Origin of the sequence: Aeromonas sp. FDAARGOS 1411, from assembly GCF_019047125.1 — a bacterium.
Taxonomy (GTDB): domain Bacteria; phylum Pseudomonadota; class Gammaproteobacteria; order Enterobacterales; family Aeromonadaceae; genus Aeromonas; species Aeromonas veronii.
Window position 1 is genome coordinate 3,300,001 of the sequence record NZ_CP077214.1, and the last position, 15,154, is coordinate 3,315,154.

Here is a 15,154-nt window from a genome sequence, read left to right on the forward strand (position 1 = left end):
CCAACGATTTCTACGGTCTCACCTACTTTAACAATACCGCGCTCTACACGACCGGTAACTACGGTACCACGGCCAGCGATAGAGAATACGTCTTCGATAGGCATCAGGAACGGCTGGTCAATCGCGCGCTCCGGCTCCGGGATGTAGGTATCCAGGTGGCCAGCCAGCTCGATGATCTTCTCTTCCCACTGAGCGTCGCCTTCCAGCGCTTTCAGTGCGGAACCACGAACTACCGGCAGGTCATCACCCGGGAAGTCGTACTCGGTCAGCAGTTCACGAACTTCCATCTCAACCAGTTCGAGCAGCTCTTCGTCATCAACCATGTCACACTTGTTCATGAACACGATCATGTACGGGATACCAACCTGACGACCCAGCAGGATGTGCTCACGAGTCTGCGGCATCGGGCCGTCAGTCGCTGCTACTACCAGGATCGCGCCGTCCATCTGGGCAGCACCGGTGATCATGTTTTTAACGTAGTCGGCGTGACCCGGGCAATCTACGTGGGCGTAGTGACGGGTAGCGGTGTCGTATTCTACGTGGGAGGTGTTGATGGTGATACCACGCTCACGCTCTTCCGGTGCCTTGTCGATCTGGTCGAAGGCGAAAGCTTTACCACCGAAGTGCTTGGCCAGCACGTTGGTGATAGCTGCAGTCAGGGTGGTTTTACCGTGGTCAACGTGGCCGATGGTGCCGACGTTTACGTGCGGTTTATTACGCTCAAATTTTTCTTTAGACACGACGTAGTCCTTCTAGGTTAAACCCGCCTACCGTCGTAGGCGGGGAATCTTAAATTACTTGGATTTGCGCTCTTCTATCACGGCTTGTGCAACGTTGGTCGGTGCATCGTGATACTTGGCGAATTCCATGGCGTAGGAAGCACGACCCTGGGTAGCGGAACGCAGTGCAGTTGCGTAACCGAACATTTCGGCCAGCGGCACCAGAGCACGTACGATCTTGCCGGACGGGCCATCTTCCATACCTTCGATCAGGCCACGACGACGGTTCAGGTCACCGATAACGTCGCCCATGTAATCTTCCGGAGTTTCAACTTCTACTTTCATGATCGGTTCGAGCAGAACCGGGTTGGCTTTCATGAAGCCAGCCTTAAAGGCCATGGAAGCAGCGATTTTGAACGCCAGTTCGGAAGAGTCGACATCGTGGTAAGAACCGAAGTGCAGACGCACACCCAGATCCATAACCGGGTAACCAGCCAGCGGACCAGATTTGAGCTGCTCACGGATACCTTTATCAACACCCGGGATGAATTCACCAGGAATGACACCACCTTTGATGTCGTTGACGAATTCGTAGGCTTTGCCTTCTTCCAGCGGGTACATGTCGATAACAACATGACCGTACTGACCGCGACCACCAGACTGCTTGGCATGCTTGCCTTCGATGTCTTTAACGGTGGTACGGATGGTTTCACGGTAGGCAACCTGCGGCTTACCTACGTTGGCTTCAACCTTGAACTCGCGACGCATACGGTCAACGATGATGTCCAAGTGCAGCTCACCCATACCAGCGATGATGGTTTGACCTGACTCTTCGTCAGTCCATACGCGGAAGGACGGGTCTTCCTGAGCCAGACGGCCCAGAGCCAGACCCATCTTCTCCTGGTCAGCCTTGGTTTTCGGCTCAACCGCGATAGAAATTACCGGCTCCGGGAATTCCATACGCTCGAGGATGATCGGTGCGTTCGGGTCACACAGGGTGTCACCAGTGGTCACGTCTTTCAGACCGATAGCAGCAGCGATGTCACCAGCGCGTACTTCTTTGATCTCTTCACGCTTGTTGGCATGCATCTGAACGATACGGCCAAAACGCTCGCGCTTGTCCTTGACGGAGTTCAGCACGGTGTCACCGGAGTTGATCACGCCAGAGTAGACACGGAAGAAGGTCAGGTTACCAACGAACGGGTCGGTAGCGATCTTGAACGCCAGAGCAGAGAACGGCTCGTCATCGGAAGCGTGACGCTCGTCTTTGGTCTCGCCGTCCATTTTCAGGCCGTCGATAGCAGCAACGTCGGTCGGAGCCGGCAGGTACTCGATCACGGCATCCAGCATTGCCTGTACGCCCTTGTTCTTGAACGCGGAGCCACAGGTTACCAAGATGATTTCGTTGTTCAGCACGCGCTGACGCAGAGCACCTTTGATCTCTTCCTCGGTCAGCTCTTCGCCGCCCAGGTATTTTTCCATCAGGTCTTCAGACGCTTCAGCAGCGGCTTCAACCAGATTCATGCGCATTTCTTGCGCCTGTTCCAGCAACTCGGCCGGGACGTCTTCGTAATCGAAGGATACGCCCTGATCAGCTTCATTCCAGTTGATGGCTTTCATCTTGACCAGGTCAACAACGCCCTTGAAGTTCTCTTCAGAGCCGATGTTCAGCTGAAGGGGAACCGGAGTACCTTTCAGACGGGTCTTGATGTGCTCAACGCAGCGCAGGAAGTTGGCGCCGGTACGGTCCATCTTGTTGACGAACGCGATACGGGGAACCTTGTACTTGTTAGCCTGACGCCATACGGTTTCAGACTGTGGCTGTACGCCACCTACGGCACAGTACACCATCACGGCACCGTCCAGAACACGCATTGAACGCTCTACTTCGATAGTAAAGTCAACGTGGCCCGGGGTATCGATGATGTTGATACGGTGCGGTTGGAACTGTTTACCCATACCGGACCAGAAAGCGGTGGTCGCGGCGGAGGTGATGGTGATACCACGCTCTTGTTCCTGTTCCATCCAGTCCATGGTGGCAGCGCCATCGTGAACTTCACCGATCTTGTGACTTACACCGGTGTAAAACAGTACGCGCTCGGTAGTAGTAGTCTTACCGGCGTCAATGTGAGCGGAGATACCGATGTTACGATAACGCTCAATGGGGGTTGTACGAGCCATTGTCATCCTCTTACTAAGGCGCTTGTCCCTAGATAATTAAAGGTGCGCAGAGTCAAAAGACCCTGCGCAAGCGGATTACCAGCGGAAGTGAGCGAAGGCTTTGTTCGCTTCAGCCATACGGTGAACGTCTTCACGTTTCTTGACAGACGAACCCTTATTGTCAGCGGCATCCAGCAGCTCGCCAGCCAGACGCTGAGCCATTGATTTTTCACCACGTTTACGAGCGGCATCAACCAACCAGCGCATTGCCAGGGCATTGCGACGTACCGGACGAACTTCTACCGGCACCTGATAGGTTGCACCACCGACGCGACGAGATTTAACCTCGACCGCCGGACGAATGTTATCCAGAGCTTCTTCGAATACGGCCAGGTGCTCTTTGCCAGATTTGGTGGCAATGATGTCCAGGGCGCCATAAACAATGGCTTCTGCAACAGATTTCTTACCGTCAACCATTACTACGTTGACAAATTTAGCCAGCAGCTCTGATCCGAACTTGGGATCTGGCAGGATTTTACGCTGACCAACAACACGACGTCTTGGCATTTCAAATTCTCCGTAACTTCAGGGATTACCCAAAACTAGAAAGCTATCTAACTAGAAACGAATTAACGTTTGGCCTTACTTAACGGAGAACCATTAAGCTTTAGGACGCTTCACGCCATACTTGGAGCGAGCCTGCTTACGGTCTTTAACACCGGCACAGTCCAACGCACCACGAACGGTGTGATAACGAACACCTGGCAAGTCTTTTACACGACCGCCACGGATCAGAACAACAGAGTGCTCTTGCAGGTTGTGACCTTCACCACCGATGTAGGAGGTGACTTCGAAGCCGTTGGTCAGACGTACACGGCACACTTTACGCAGTGCAGAGTTAGGCTTCTTCGGGGTGGTGGTATATACACGAGTGCATACGCCACGCTTCTGAGGGCACGCTTCCAGCGCCGGCACGTTGCTTTTCACAACGAGCTTGATGCGTGGCTTGCGAACCAACTGGTTAATAGTTGCCATCAAAAGGCTCCTGATAATGACTTCATAAACGTGTGGAAAATCCTCCCCGCAGATACGGGGACGCGAAATTTTATGCCCTGTTGTCTGGGGAGTCAAGATTTATACAATTTGCGTCACAAAAGGGCAATTCGGATCCGTTTGATTTCACAACATCACCTTGAATTTTCTTGAAAATATGCTTCTCAGCCACCCCAGGTGCGCGGAGAACCTTTTTGCGCAATCAGTGCCACCAGACCCGCCATATCGAGCACATTGCCCACCCGATGCTGCAAACCGCGAGCTTGCAGATCTTCCTGCATCACATAAAGCGGGATACCCGCCAGCCGCGCGCTCCACTGGGGAGCCGATGCCGCAATCACGGCATCCTGCATCAGTACCAGCTCATCCTCGGGCTGAAGATATGAGAGCGCCTCTGCCAGAGCCTGAGTCTGAAAGGGAGAGTTCAATATCAGATGCAACATGGAGACCTCAAAAGCTGATGTGAGTCGAACATTGTGCCCAGCGCCGAGCCAGTTCCTGGCGCGGCAAACTCTCGACGGGGATCAGCAGATCATCCACTGTCACGCCACGCTCTGCCAGCGAGTCAGCACAAACATAGACCTCTTCGATGTCGTAGAGTTCCAGCATTTTGAAGGTGGGCGCGTAGTGGCGTTGAAAAATGGCGGCTGGCTGCTGCTCCTTGAGCAGTTGCAGCACGCCGTCCCCAATCAGGAAGAGGGCCAGCTCATCGGTCATAGCCGAGGTGGCCAACATGGCATCCAACCCTTCCCGACCGGCGGCATGGCCATGGGGGCCACGACTGCAGATAAAGGCAATTTTCTTGCTCATGACTTCCCCTAGAACTGAACCATTCGATCGGCGGTGAGCGCCGCCTCGGCCAACTGGCCCAGACCGCTCAGACAAAATGGCGCTTGCAGATTGAAGTGCACCAGCCCTGCCCCCTTGGCCTCCTGTTCATCGAGCACACCGCGTCGCATGGCAGCGGCGACGCAGACGTCGATACGGATCCCCTGCTCTTCTGCCAGCTCTCGCCACAGACGCACCAGGTCAGTCTCATCGGATGCTGGCAGATGCAGACCGTTGCCGTTGCATACCCCATCCTGATAGAAGAACAGGTGGGACAAGGTATGCCCCTGTGCCAACAGGGTGCGGGCAAAACGATAGGCTGTACTGGCCGATTGGGTGCCATAGGCAGGCCCCGTGACCAGGATGGCAAAACTCAGACTCATAGCAGGACTCCTGTGCTGACCCGGTACATTTTACGCCAAAAACAAAAAAGCCCCTGCCAGGAGGGGCTTGATTCGATCTGTTGATCAGAGATGGGCAATCGCCTCGACCTCAACCAGCACATCTTTCGGCAGACGGGCCACCTCCACGCAGGAGCGGGCTGGCGCCGCATCGCCAAAGTAGCGGGCATAGACCTGATTGAAAGCAACGAAGTTGTTCATGTCACTCAGGAAGCAGGTGGTTTTGACCACTTTGCTGGCATCGGCACCGGCAGCGTGCAACACGGCAACCAGATTCTTCATCACCCGCTCGGCCTGCTCTTCAATGCCGCCAGCCACGATTTCCATGGTGGCAGGATCGAGCGGGATCTGCCCGGAGGTGAAGATCATCTCGCCAACCTTGGTAGCCTGAACATACGGACCAATCGCGGCAGGCGCCTTGTCGGTTGCAATCACTTCTTTAGCCATTCATCTATCCCCTTCTGGAATGAGTTACTCGTTCTCGTCTTCACCCTGCTTGCGCTGTCGGATGTAAAGATAAACGGTATGTTTTGAAATATTGAGTTTGTCCGCCACCAGATTGATCGAATCCTTGATGTCGAAAATGCCCTTCTCGAACAGCTGGGTCACGATGAAGCGGTTCTTGGCATTGTTGGCCACGGTGGGATCGCGATTGATCTCGTCGATGGTGTTATCCACCGTCTGGGCAACCAGCTCTTCCACGCTGTTGGCGAAGGTCTCTGGTGACTGACGCGCCGCCTGCTGGGGCGTCGGGAAAAATTCGGCCACGAACTCGTGGAAAGGCGCATTGATGTGCAGGTTGATGCAGATCAGCCCCACCACTTGCCGCTCGCTGTTGCGAATGGCGATGGTGCTCGACTTCATCAGCGCACCGGTACGGCTGCGAGCGAAATAGCTCTGGGTGTAATCCTGGCCGGTGCTCTCGATGTCCTTGAGCATGCGCAGGGCGAGATCGGTGATGGGCGCCCCGAGGGTGCGTCCGGTATTGAAGCCGTTGGCGATCTTGATCACCGACTCGTGCAGATTTTCCAGGGAGTGGAGTACCACTTCACAATGCTTGCCGAACAGCTCGGCCAAACCATCGATGAGCCCATCGTATGAGCGCAACAATTCCCTGTCTTCATCTGTAAAAGTGCGGCTGATCAGCTGTTCTTCGGGAAGCATGGCTTCCTCGATACCGACAGTCATGTTCTACCCCTGTAATAACCATTCAACTTTCCCGAGTTTTAAATTGCAGGGGAGTAAAGTCAACTTTTTTTGATTTTTTACTCTACAACTTTGCTCTGGATCATCCTGAAACCCGCGCTGCGTCTACCTTTGCCGAGGAATTGGCCAACAAAAAGGGCTCCTTGAAGGAGCCCTTTTTAATCACGGATGACGAGTTACTCTTCGTCGAAGCTACCGGCTGCGTTCAGCAGATCCGCCAGGTTCTGCTCCGCTTCATCAGCGGTCACCTGCGGGGTACCAACAGCACGAGCTGCGGCGGCACGCTGGTTGATCCGGCTGTGGTGGTAGGCAAAGCCGGTACCAGCCGGGATCAGACGACCCACGATGACGTTCTCTTTCAGACCACGCAGTTCATCACGCTTGCCACCTACGGCGGCTTCGGTCAGAACGCGAGTGGTTTCCTGGAAGGAAGCCGCGGAGATGAAGGACTCGGTGCTCAGAGATGCCTTGGTAATACCCATCAGTACATGACGGTAGGTCGCAGGGGTCTTGCCCTCGGCAACCAGCTTACGGTTGGCAATCTTCACACGAGCCACTTCAACCTGTTCGCCTTCGATCAGATCGGTATCGCCAGCGCTCAGGATCTCGCACTTGCGCAGCATCTGACGAACGATGACTTCGATGTGCTTGTCGTTGATCTTAACGCCTTGCAGACGGTAAACGTCCTGCACTTCGTTGGCGATGTAGTTGGCGACCGGGCTGATACCGCGCAGACGCAGGATGTCGTGAGCAGACTCAGGACCGTCCGCCAGCACTTCACCCTTCTCAACTTTTTCACCTTCGAACACGTTCAGGTTACGCCACTTCGGAATCATCTCTTCGTAGACGTTGCCACCATCGGTCGGGGTGATGACCAGACGGCGTTTGCCCTTGGTCTCTTTCCCGAAGGAGATGGTACCGGAGATCTCGGCCAGAATTGCCGGTTCCTTCGGTTGACGTGCTTCGAACAGATCCGCAACGCGCGGCAAACCACCGGTGATGTCCTTGGTACCGCCGGACTCTTGCGGGATACGCGCTACCGCGTCACCCACACCCACGTTGGCACCATCTTCCAGGTTCACGATCGCCTTGCCCGGCAGGAAGTACTGGGCGGCTACATCGGTACCCGGGATCATCACGTCTTTGCCGTTCAGGTCGACCAGTTTAACGGTCGGACGCATCTCTTTACCGGCGCTCGGACGCTCGTTGACGTCCAGAACAACGATAGAAGAGAGACCGGTCAGCTCGTCGGTCTGACGAGTGATGGTCACGCCATCGATCATGTGTTCGAACTGCAGGCGACCTGCCACTTCGGTGATGATCGGGTGGGTGTGCGGATCCCAATTGGCAACGGTCTCGCCAGCACTCACGGCCTGGCCGTCCTTCACTTCCAGCACGGAACCGTAAGGCAGCTTGTGGCTTTCCTTGGTACGGCCCATGTCGTCCATGATGGTCAGTTCGGTAGAACGTGAGGTGATAACCAGTTTGTCATCGCTGTTGTGAACGAACTTGGCGTTCTGCAGCTTGATGGTACCTGTGTTCTTGACCTGGATGCTGCTTTCAGCAGCGGCACGAGATGCAGCACCACCGATGTGGAAAGTACGCATCGTCAGCTGGGTACCCGGTTCGCCGATGGACTGGGCGGCGATAACACCGACAGCCTCACCCTTGTTAACCAGGTGACCACGGGCCAGATCACGGCCGTAGCAGTGAGCACAGTTACCGAAGTCGGTTTCACAGGTGATGGCAGAACGTACTTTCACACGGTCAACGGAGTTACGCTCCAGCAGGTCACACAGCTGCTCGTCGAGCAGGGTGTTGCGAGCAACCAGGATCTCGTCCTCGGTACCCGGCTTGATGACATCTTCTGCCACCACACGACCCAGCACGCGCTCACGCAGCGGCTCGACCACGTCGCCACCCTCGATCAGCGGAGTCATCCACAGACCGTCGGTAGTGCCGCAATCGTCCTCGGTGATCACCATGTCCTGCGCCACGTCTACCAGACGACGAGTCAGGTAACCGGAGTTCGCAGTCTTCAGTGCAGTATCCGCCAGACCCTTACGAGCACCGTGGGTAGAGATAAAGTACTGCAGTACGTTCAGACCTTCGCGGAAGTTCGCGATGATCGGGGTCTCGATGATGGAGCCATCCGGCTTGGCCATCAGGCCACGCATACCGGCCAGCTGACGGATCTGGGCGGCGGAACCACGCGCACCAGAGTCGGCCATCATAAAGATGCTGTTGAACGAGGCCTGCTCTTCTTCTTCACCCAGCGAGTTGACGTTACGCTCTTTGGACAAGTTCTCCATCATGGCCTTGGAGACGCGCTCGTTGGCGCTGGCCCAGATATCGATAACCTTGTTGTAACGCTCGCCCGCAGTTACCAGACCTGACAGGAACTGGTCCTGGATCTCGGCAACTTCGGCTTCGGCTGCCGCGATGATGTCTTTCTTGGCATCCGGGATGACCATGTCATCGATACCAACGGAAGCACCGGACAGGGCCGCGTAGTGGAAACCGGTATACATCAGCTGGTCAGCGAAGATAACAGTGTCCTTCAGGCCCTGCTTGCGATAGCAGGTGTTCAGCAGACGGGAGATGAGCTTTTTGCCCAGCGCCTTGTTGGATACGCACTTGATCCAGTTCTGCGGATTGGCATCCAGGTCAGCCTGTTCTGCAGCAGTCAGCACCTTCGGCTCGTCGATCAGGGCGTATTCCATACCTTTCGGCAGGATCAGGCTCAGGATCGCACGACCAACGGTGGTGTTCTTCATCTCGGTGTGTTCACGCAGAGAACCGTCTTCCTGACGCAGGTATTCGGTAATGCGTACTTTCACACGAGCATGCAGATCGGCCAGACCGGCGCGATATACTTTCTCGGCTTCTTTCGGGCCGGCCAGCACCATACCTTCGCCTTTGGCGTTGATACGGGCACGGGTCATGTAGTACAGACCCAAGACCACGTCCTGAGAAGGAACGATGATCGGCTCACCGGAGGCAGGCGACAGGATGTTGTTGGTAGACATCATCAGCGCACGCGCTTCCAGCTGGGCTTCCAGGGTCAGCGGTACGTGGACCGCCATCTGGTCACCATCGAAGTCCGCGTTATACGCAGCACAAACCAGCGGGTGCAGCTGGATTGCCTTGCCTTCGACCAGAGTCGGTTCGAATGCCTGGATACCCAGACGGTGCAGAGTCGGTGCACGGTTCAGCAGAACCGGGTGTTCGCGGATCACTTCGTCCAGGATATCCCAAACGACAGCTTCCTCGCGCTCCACCATCTTCTTGGCGGCCTTGATAGTGGTCGCCAGACCGCGGGTTTCCAGCTTGCCATAGATGAACGGCTTGAACAGTTCCAGCGCCATCTTCTTCGGCAGACCGCACTGATGCAGACGCAGAGTCGGGCCTACGGTGATAACGGAACGACCGGAGTAGTCGACACGCTTACCGAGCAAGTTCTGACGGAAACGACCCTGCTTACCCTTGATCATGTCGGCCAGGGATTTCAGCGGGCGCTTGTTGGAACCGGTGATGGCACGACCACGACGGCCGTTATCCAGCAGTGCATCGACGGACTCTTGCAGCATACGCTTTTCGTTGCGCACGATGATGTCCGGAGCAGCCAGATCCAGCAGACGCTTCAAGCGGTTGTTACGGTTGATCACGCGACGGTACAGATCGTTCAGATCGGAAGTCGCGAAACGGCCGCCGTCCAGCGGTACCAGCGGACGCAGGTCCGGCGGCAGCACAGGCAGCACTGTCATGATCATCCACTCCGGCTTGTTGCCGGACTGCAGGAAAGCTTCCATCAGCTTCAGACGCTTGGTGGTCTTCTTGCGCTTGGTCTCGGAGTTGGTTTGATCCAGCTCCTCACGCATGGTTTTGACTTCACCTTCCAGATCGATAGCGCGCAGCAACGCCAGGATTGCTTCGGCACCCATCTTGGCGTCAAATTCGTCGCCCCACTCTTCCAGCGCATCCAGGTACTGCTCTTCAGAGAGCATCTGGCTGCGTTCGAGGTTGGTCATGCCCGGCTCGATTACGACGAAAGATTCGAAGTAGAGCACGCGCTCGATGTCGCGCAGGGTCATGTCCAGCAGCAGACCGATACGGGACGGCAGGGACTTCAGGAACCAGATGTGGGCAGTCGGGCTGGCCAGCTCGATGTGGCCCATACGCTCACGACGGACCTTGGTCTGGGTCACTTCAACGCCGCACTTCTCACAGATCACACCACGGTGTTTCAGGCGCTTGTACTTGCCGCACAGACACTCGTAGTCCTTCACCGGTCCGAAGATACGGGCGCAGAACAGACCATCACGCTCCGGCTTGAAAGTCCGGTAGTTGATGGTCTCAGGCTTTTTGACCTCACCGAATGACCAGGAGCGGATCATGTCAGGAGAGGCCAGACCGATCTTGATACTGTCAAACTCTTCGGTCTTGGTCTGAGCCTTCAAAAACTTGAGTAAGTCTTTCACGTGTTTCCCCTGTCAGGAGTCTAACCTCGGCGCCCCGGCTGCCAAAACAGCGGGGCGCCCACGTCAATTCTCGAACAATAAGAGCGAGCTCTTACTCTTCGTCCAGCTCGATGTTGATACCCAGAGAGCGGATTTCCTTCAGCAATACGTTGAAGGATTCGGGCATGCCCGGCTCCATACGGTGGTCGCCATCCACGATGTTCTTATACATCTTGGTACGGCCATTCACATCGTCAGACTTGACGGTCAGCATTTCCTGCAGGGTATATGCCGCACCGTAAGCCTCCAGGGCCCACACTTCCATCTCACCGAAACGCTGACCACCGAACTGAGCCTTACCACCCAGCGGCTGCTGGGTAACAAGGCTGTAAGAACCGGTAGAACGCGCGTGCATCTTGTCGTCGACCAAGTGGTTCAGCTTGAGCATGTACATGTAACCAACGGTTACTTTACGCTCGAAGCGGTTACCGGTACGGCCATCGAACAGATCAATCTGACCGGATTCCGGCAGATCGGCCAGCTTCAGCAGGGCTTTGATTTCGCGCTCTTTGGCACCATCAAAGACCGGAGTAGCAACCGGCAGACCCTTACGCAGGTTACCCACCAGGGTACGTACGTCGTCGTCAGACAGTTCGGCGATGTTCACTTGCTGGGTGTCCTTCTCGCCCAGGTCGTAGACCTGTTGCAGGAAGTTGCGCATCTCGTGCAGCTCGCGCTGCTCTTTGACCATGCGATCGATCTTCTCGCCGATACCCTTGGCCGCAAGGCCCAGGTGAACTTCGAGGATCTGACCGATGTTCATACGGGATGGTACGCCCAACGGGTTCAGTACGATGTCGACCGGACGGCCGAACTCGTCATGAGGCATATCCTCGACCGGACAGATCTTGGAGATAACACCCTTGTTACCGTGACGGCCCGCCATCTTGTCACCCGGCTGGATGCGACGCTTGACTGCCAGATAAACCTTGACGATTTTCAGTACGCCCGGCGCCAGATCATCACCCTGGATAATCTTGCGACGCTTGTTCTCGAATTTCTTGTCGAACTCGGCTTTCAGCTCAACGTGCTGTTCAGCGATCTGTTCCAGTTCGGTCTGCTTGCCTTCGTCTTCGATGGCCAGTTCAAACCACTTGGAGCGATCGAGCTTGTTCAGACGATCTTCGCTGTAACCGGCGGCCAGCAGCAGGTTGCGGGAGCGGCCGAAAATGCCGTCTTCCAGGATCTTGAACTCTTCGGTCAAGTCCTTCTTCGCTTCCTTCAGCTGCATCTCTTCGATTTCTTTGGCGCGCTTGTCTTTTTCCACGCCATCGCGGGTAAAGACTTGCACGTCAACCACGGTACCGTACACACCGTTCGGTACACGCAGGGAGGAGTCCTTCACGTCGGACGCCTTCTCACCGAAGATGGCGCGCAGCAGCTTCTCTTCCGGCGTCAGCTGGGTTTCACCTTTCGGCGTTACCTTACCGACCAGAATGTCGCCGCCCTTCACTTCGGCACCCACGTAGACGATACCGGACTCGTCCAGCTTGGACAGAGCGGCTTCACCCACGTTCGGGATGTCAGCAGTGATCTCTTCCGGACCCAGCTTGGTGTCACGGGAGATACAGGCCAGTTCCTGGATATGGATGGTGGTCAGGCGATCTTCCTGAACAACACGCTCGTTCACCAGGATCGAGTCTTCGAAGTTGTAACCGTTCCACGGCATGAACGCTACGCGCATGTTCTGACCCAGCGCCAGTTCACCCAGATCGGTGGACGGGCCGTCCGCCAGTACGTCGCCAGCCATGACCGGCTCACCCAACATCACACAAGGACGCTGGTTGATACAGGTGTTCTGGTTGGAACGGGTGTATTTGGTCAGGTTGTAGATGTCGATACCGGCTTCGCCTGGCATCAGCTCATCTTCATTGACCTTCAGGACGATACGGGAGGCATCGACATAGTCGATTACGCCGCCACGCTTGGCCACTACGGTTACACCGGAGTCAACGGCCACAGCGCGTTCCATACCGGTACCTACCAGCGGCTTGTCAGCACGCAGAGTCGGTACAGCCTGACGTTGCATGTTTGAACCCATCAATGCGCGGTTCGCGTCATCGTGTTCCAAGAACGGGATCAGAGCCGCTGCCACAGATACGATCTGCTGCGGGCTCACGTCCATATACTGGATCTGGTCGGCGTTCATAAAGGTGGATTCACCTTTGTGACGGCACGGGATCAATTCATCTTTCAGACGGCCATCTTCGGTGGTCGCGGCGTTAGCCTGTGCGATCACGTACTTGCCTTCTTCAATAGCAGACAGGTAGTCCACTTCGTCGGTGATCACACCGTCAATGACCTTGCGGTACGGGGTCTCGAGGAAACCGTACTCGTTGGTACGAGAGTACACGGACAGAGAGTTGATCAGACCGATGTTCGGACCTTCAGGAGTCTCGATAGGGCACAGACGACCGTAGTGAGTCGGGTGTACGTCTCGGACTTCAAAGCCGGCACGCTCACGAGTCAAACCGCCCGGGCCCAGCGCGGAAATACGACGCTTGTGGGTCACTTCGGAGAGCGGGTTGTTCTGGTCCATAAACTGGGACAGCTGGCTGGAACCAAAGAACTCTTTGACTGCGGCGGAGATCGGCTTGGCGTTGATCAGATCCTGCGGCATCAGGGTGTCCAGGTCGCCCAGGGAGAGACGCTCCTTGACCGCACGCTCGACACGCACCAGACCGACGCGGAACTGGTTTTCAGCCATTTCGCCGACAGAACGGATACGACGGTTACCCAAGTGGTCGATATCGTCCACTTCGTCGTTACCGTTACGGATGTCGATCAGGCGCTTCATCACATCGACGATGTCGTCTTTGGTCAGTACACCTGCGCCAGTCTCGTCTTCACGACCCAGACGGCGGTTGAACTTCATCCGACCTACGGTAGACAGGTCGTAACGCTCGGCGGAGAAGAACAGGTTTTCGAACAGCTGTTCTGCAGCTTCGCGAGTAGGCGGCTCGCCCGGACGCATCATGCGATAGATCTCGACCAGCGCTTCCAAACGGTTGGAGCTGGAGTCGACACGCAGGGTCTCGGACATGTAAGCACCGTGATCCAGTTCGTTGGTGAACAGAACCTCGAAATGCTTGAAGCCGGCTTGGGACAGGTTGGCGATCGCTTCCAGGCTCAGCGCCTGGTTGGCGGTCACGACCATCTCGCCAGTTTGCGGATGTGCGTAGTCCTTGGCAGCAACTTTGCCAACAACATACTCAACCGGTACCTCAATCTGGGTAACGGCGTCTTTTTCCAACTGACGGATGTGACGCGCAGTCACACGACGACCGGTCTCAACCACCACGGCGCCATTGGCCACGATGTCAAAGGTCGCAGTTTCACCACGCAGACGCTCCGGCACCAGATCCATCATCAACTTGCCATCTTTTACTTCAAAACCGATGGTCTCGAAGAAGGTGGCCAGGATTTGTTCGGAAGTGAAGTCCAGGGCGCGCAGAATAATGGATGCTGGCAGTTTGCGACGACGGTCGATACGGACAAACAGGTTGTCTTTCGCATCGAACTCGAAGTCCAGCCAGGAGCCACGGTAGGGGATAACGCGAGCGTTATACAGTACCTTACCGGATGAATGAGTTTTGCCTTTATCGTGGTCGAAGAAGACGCCCGGGCTGCGGTGCAGCTGGGAGACGATAACCCGCTCGGTACCATTGATAACAAAGGTGCCGTTCTCGGTCATGAGCGGAATTTCGCCCATGTATACTTCTTGTTCCTTGATGTCTTTGACGGTGCCGGCAGCTGCTTCACGGTCGTACAGAACCATACGAAGCTTGACACGCAGCGGCGCGGAGTAGGTCACTCCACGGATCTGGCATTCTTTTACGTCAAATACCGGCTCACCCAGGCGATAGCTGACATACTGAAGCTCAGCACTACCGGAGTAACTGGTGATCGGGAAAACGCTACGGAAAGCGGCCTCTAGGCCATATTCACCTTCCGGGTCAGCCTCGATGAACTGCTTGAAGGAGTCCAGCTGAATGGACAACAGATAAGGCGTGTCCAGTACCTGGTCTCGCTTACCGAAGTCCTTACGAATGCGTTTTTTTTCGGTATAAGAGTAAACCATAGGGTTCCTCAGCTCGCTGATAAGTGACCCACTCTGTCCCGCGGGACAGCTCTGTCTCAACACCGTTTTGTGTTGGCCCGGACGAAAGAAGACAGTCCGGATTGCTGGTGCACCGAGAGTCGTAAACGGTGTGAAATGCTCTCAGTCTACAGCGCAAAAAGGCTGGTGAACAAAAATTCACCAGCC

Annotated in this window: 11 protein-coding genes (1 of these 11 cut by a window edge); all 11 read right to left on the reverse strand. The window is 55.7% G+C overall.

Annotated features, from left to right (window positions below):
• Positions 1-740: the 5' portion of an elongation factor Tu gene (gene tuf, locus I6L41_RS14850; RefSeq protein WP_005339879.1), read on the reverse strand. 445 nt of this gene lie to the left of the window's left edge; 740 of the gene's 1,185 nt are visible here — the first part of the coding sequence; it begins with the start codon at positions 738-740; the stop codon falls past the left edge of the window.
• Positions 741-794: 54 nt separating this feature from the next.
• The gene (fusA, locus tag I6L41_RS14855; protein WP_021229318.1) at positions 795-2,900 is read right to left on the reverse strand and encodes an elongation factor G; all 2,106 of its coding nucleotides are present in this window, start codon (positions 2,898-2,900) and stop codon (positions 795-797) included.
• 75 nt (positions 2,901-2,975) lie between these two features.
• Entirely contained in the window at positions 2,976-3,446 is a 471-nt protein-coding gene (gene rpsG / locus I6L41_RS14860) for a 30S ribosomal protein S7 (protein ID WP_005339911.1), read from the reverse strand.
• A gap of 93 nt (positions 3,447-3,539) precedes the next feature.
• Positions 3,540-3,914 (reverse strand): 30S ribosomal protein S12, encoded by a 375-nt coding sequence (gene rpsL / locus I6L41_RS14865; RefSeq protein ID WP_005306278.1) that lies wholly within the window; start codon positions 3,912-3,914, stop codon positions 3,540-3,542.
• Between the two features lie 182 nt (positions 3,915-4,096).
• Complete coding sequence (tusB, locus tag I6L41_RS14870) at positions 4,097-4,375, reverse strand: sulfurtransferase complex subunit TusB (protein WP_042054812.1); 279 nt, start codon at positions 4,373-4,375, stop codon at positions 4,097-4,099.
• 7 nt (positions 4,376-4,382) lie between these two features.
• Complete coding sequence (gene tusC / locus I6L41_RS14875; RefSeq protein ID WP_042054811.1) at positions 4,383-4,742, reverse strand: sulfurtransferase complex subunit TusC; 360 nt, start codon at positions 4,740-4,742, stop codon at positions 4,383-4,385.
• Between the two features lie 8 nt (positions 4,743-4,750).
• Positions 4,751-5,143 carry a sulfurtransferase complex subunit TusD gene (gene tusD / locus I6L41_RS14880; RefSeq protein WP_216959733.1) on the reverse strand — a complete coding sequence of 131 codons (393 nt, stop codon included), beginning with the start codon at positions 5,141-5,143 and terminating at the stop codon, positions 4,751-4,753.
• 84 nt (positions 5,144-5,227) lie between these two features.
• Positions 5,228-5,608 carry a RidA family protein gene (locus I6L41_RS14885; RefSeq protein WP_005339904.1) on the reverse strand — a complete coding sequence of 127 codons (381 nt, stop codon included), beginning with the start codon at positions 5,606-5,608 and terminating at the stop codon, positions 5,228-5,230.
• Positions 5,609-5,632: 24 nt separating this feature from the next.
• Positions 5,633-6,349 carry a transcriptional regulator gene (locus tag I6L41_RS14890; RefSeq protein ID WP_005339902.1) on the reverse strand — a complete coding sequence of 239 codons (717 nt, stop codon included), beginning with the start codon at positions 6,347-6,349 and terminating at the stop codon, positions 5,633-5,635.
• Between the two features lie 194 nt (positions 6,350-6,543).
• On the reverse strand, positions 6,544-10,848 hold the full coding sequence (gene rpoC, locus I6L41_RS14895; RefSeq protein ID WP_005339899.1) for a DNA-directed RNA polymerase subunit beta': 4,305 nt from the start codon (positions 10,846-10,848) through the stop codon (positions 6,544-6,546).
• Between the two features lie 91 nt (positions 10,849-10,939).
• On the reverse strand, positions 10,940-14,968 hold the full coding sequence (rpoB, locus tag I6L41_RS14900) for a DNA-directed RNA polymerase subunit beta (protein ID WP_005339897.1): 4,029 nt from the start codon (positions 14,966-14,968) through the stop codon (positions 10,940-10,942).
• Positions 14,969-15,154 lie beyond the last annotated feature (186 nt).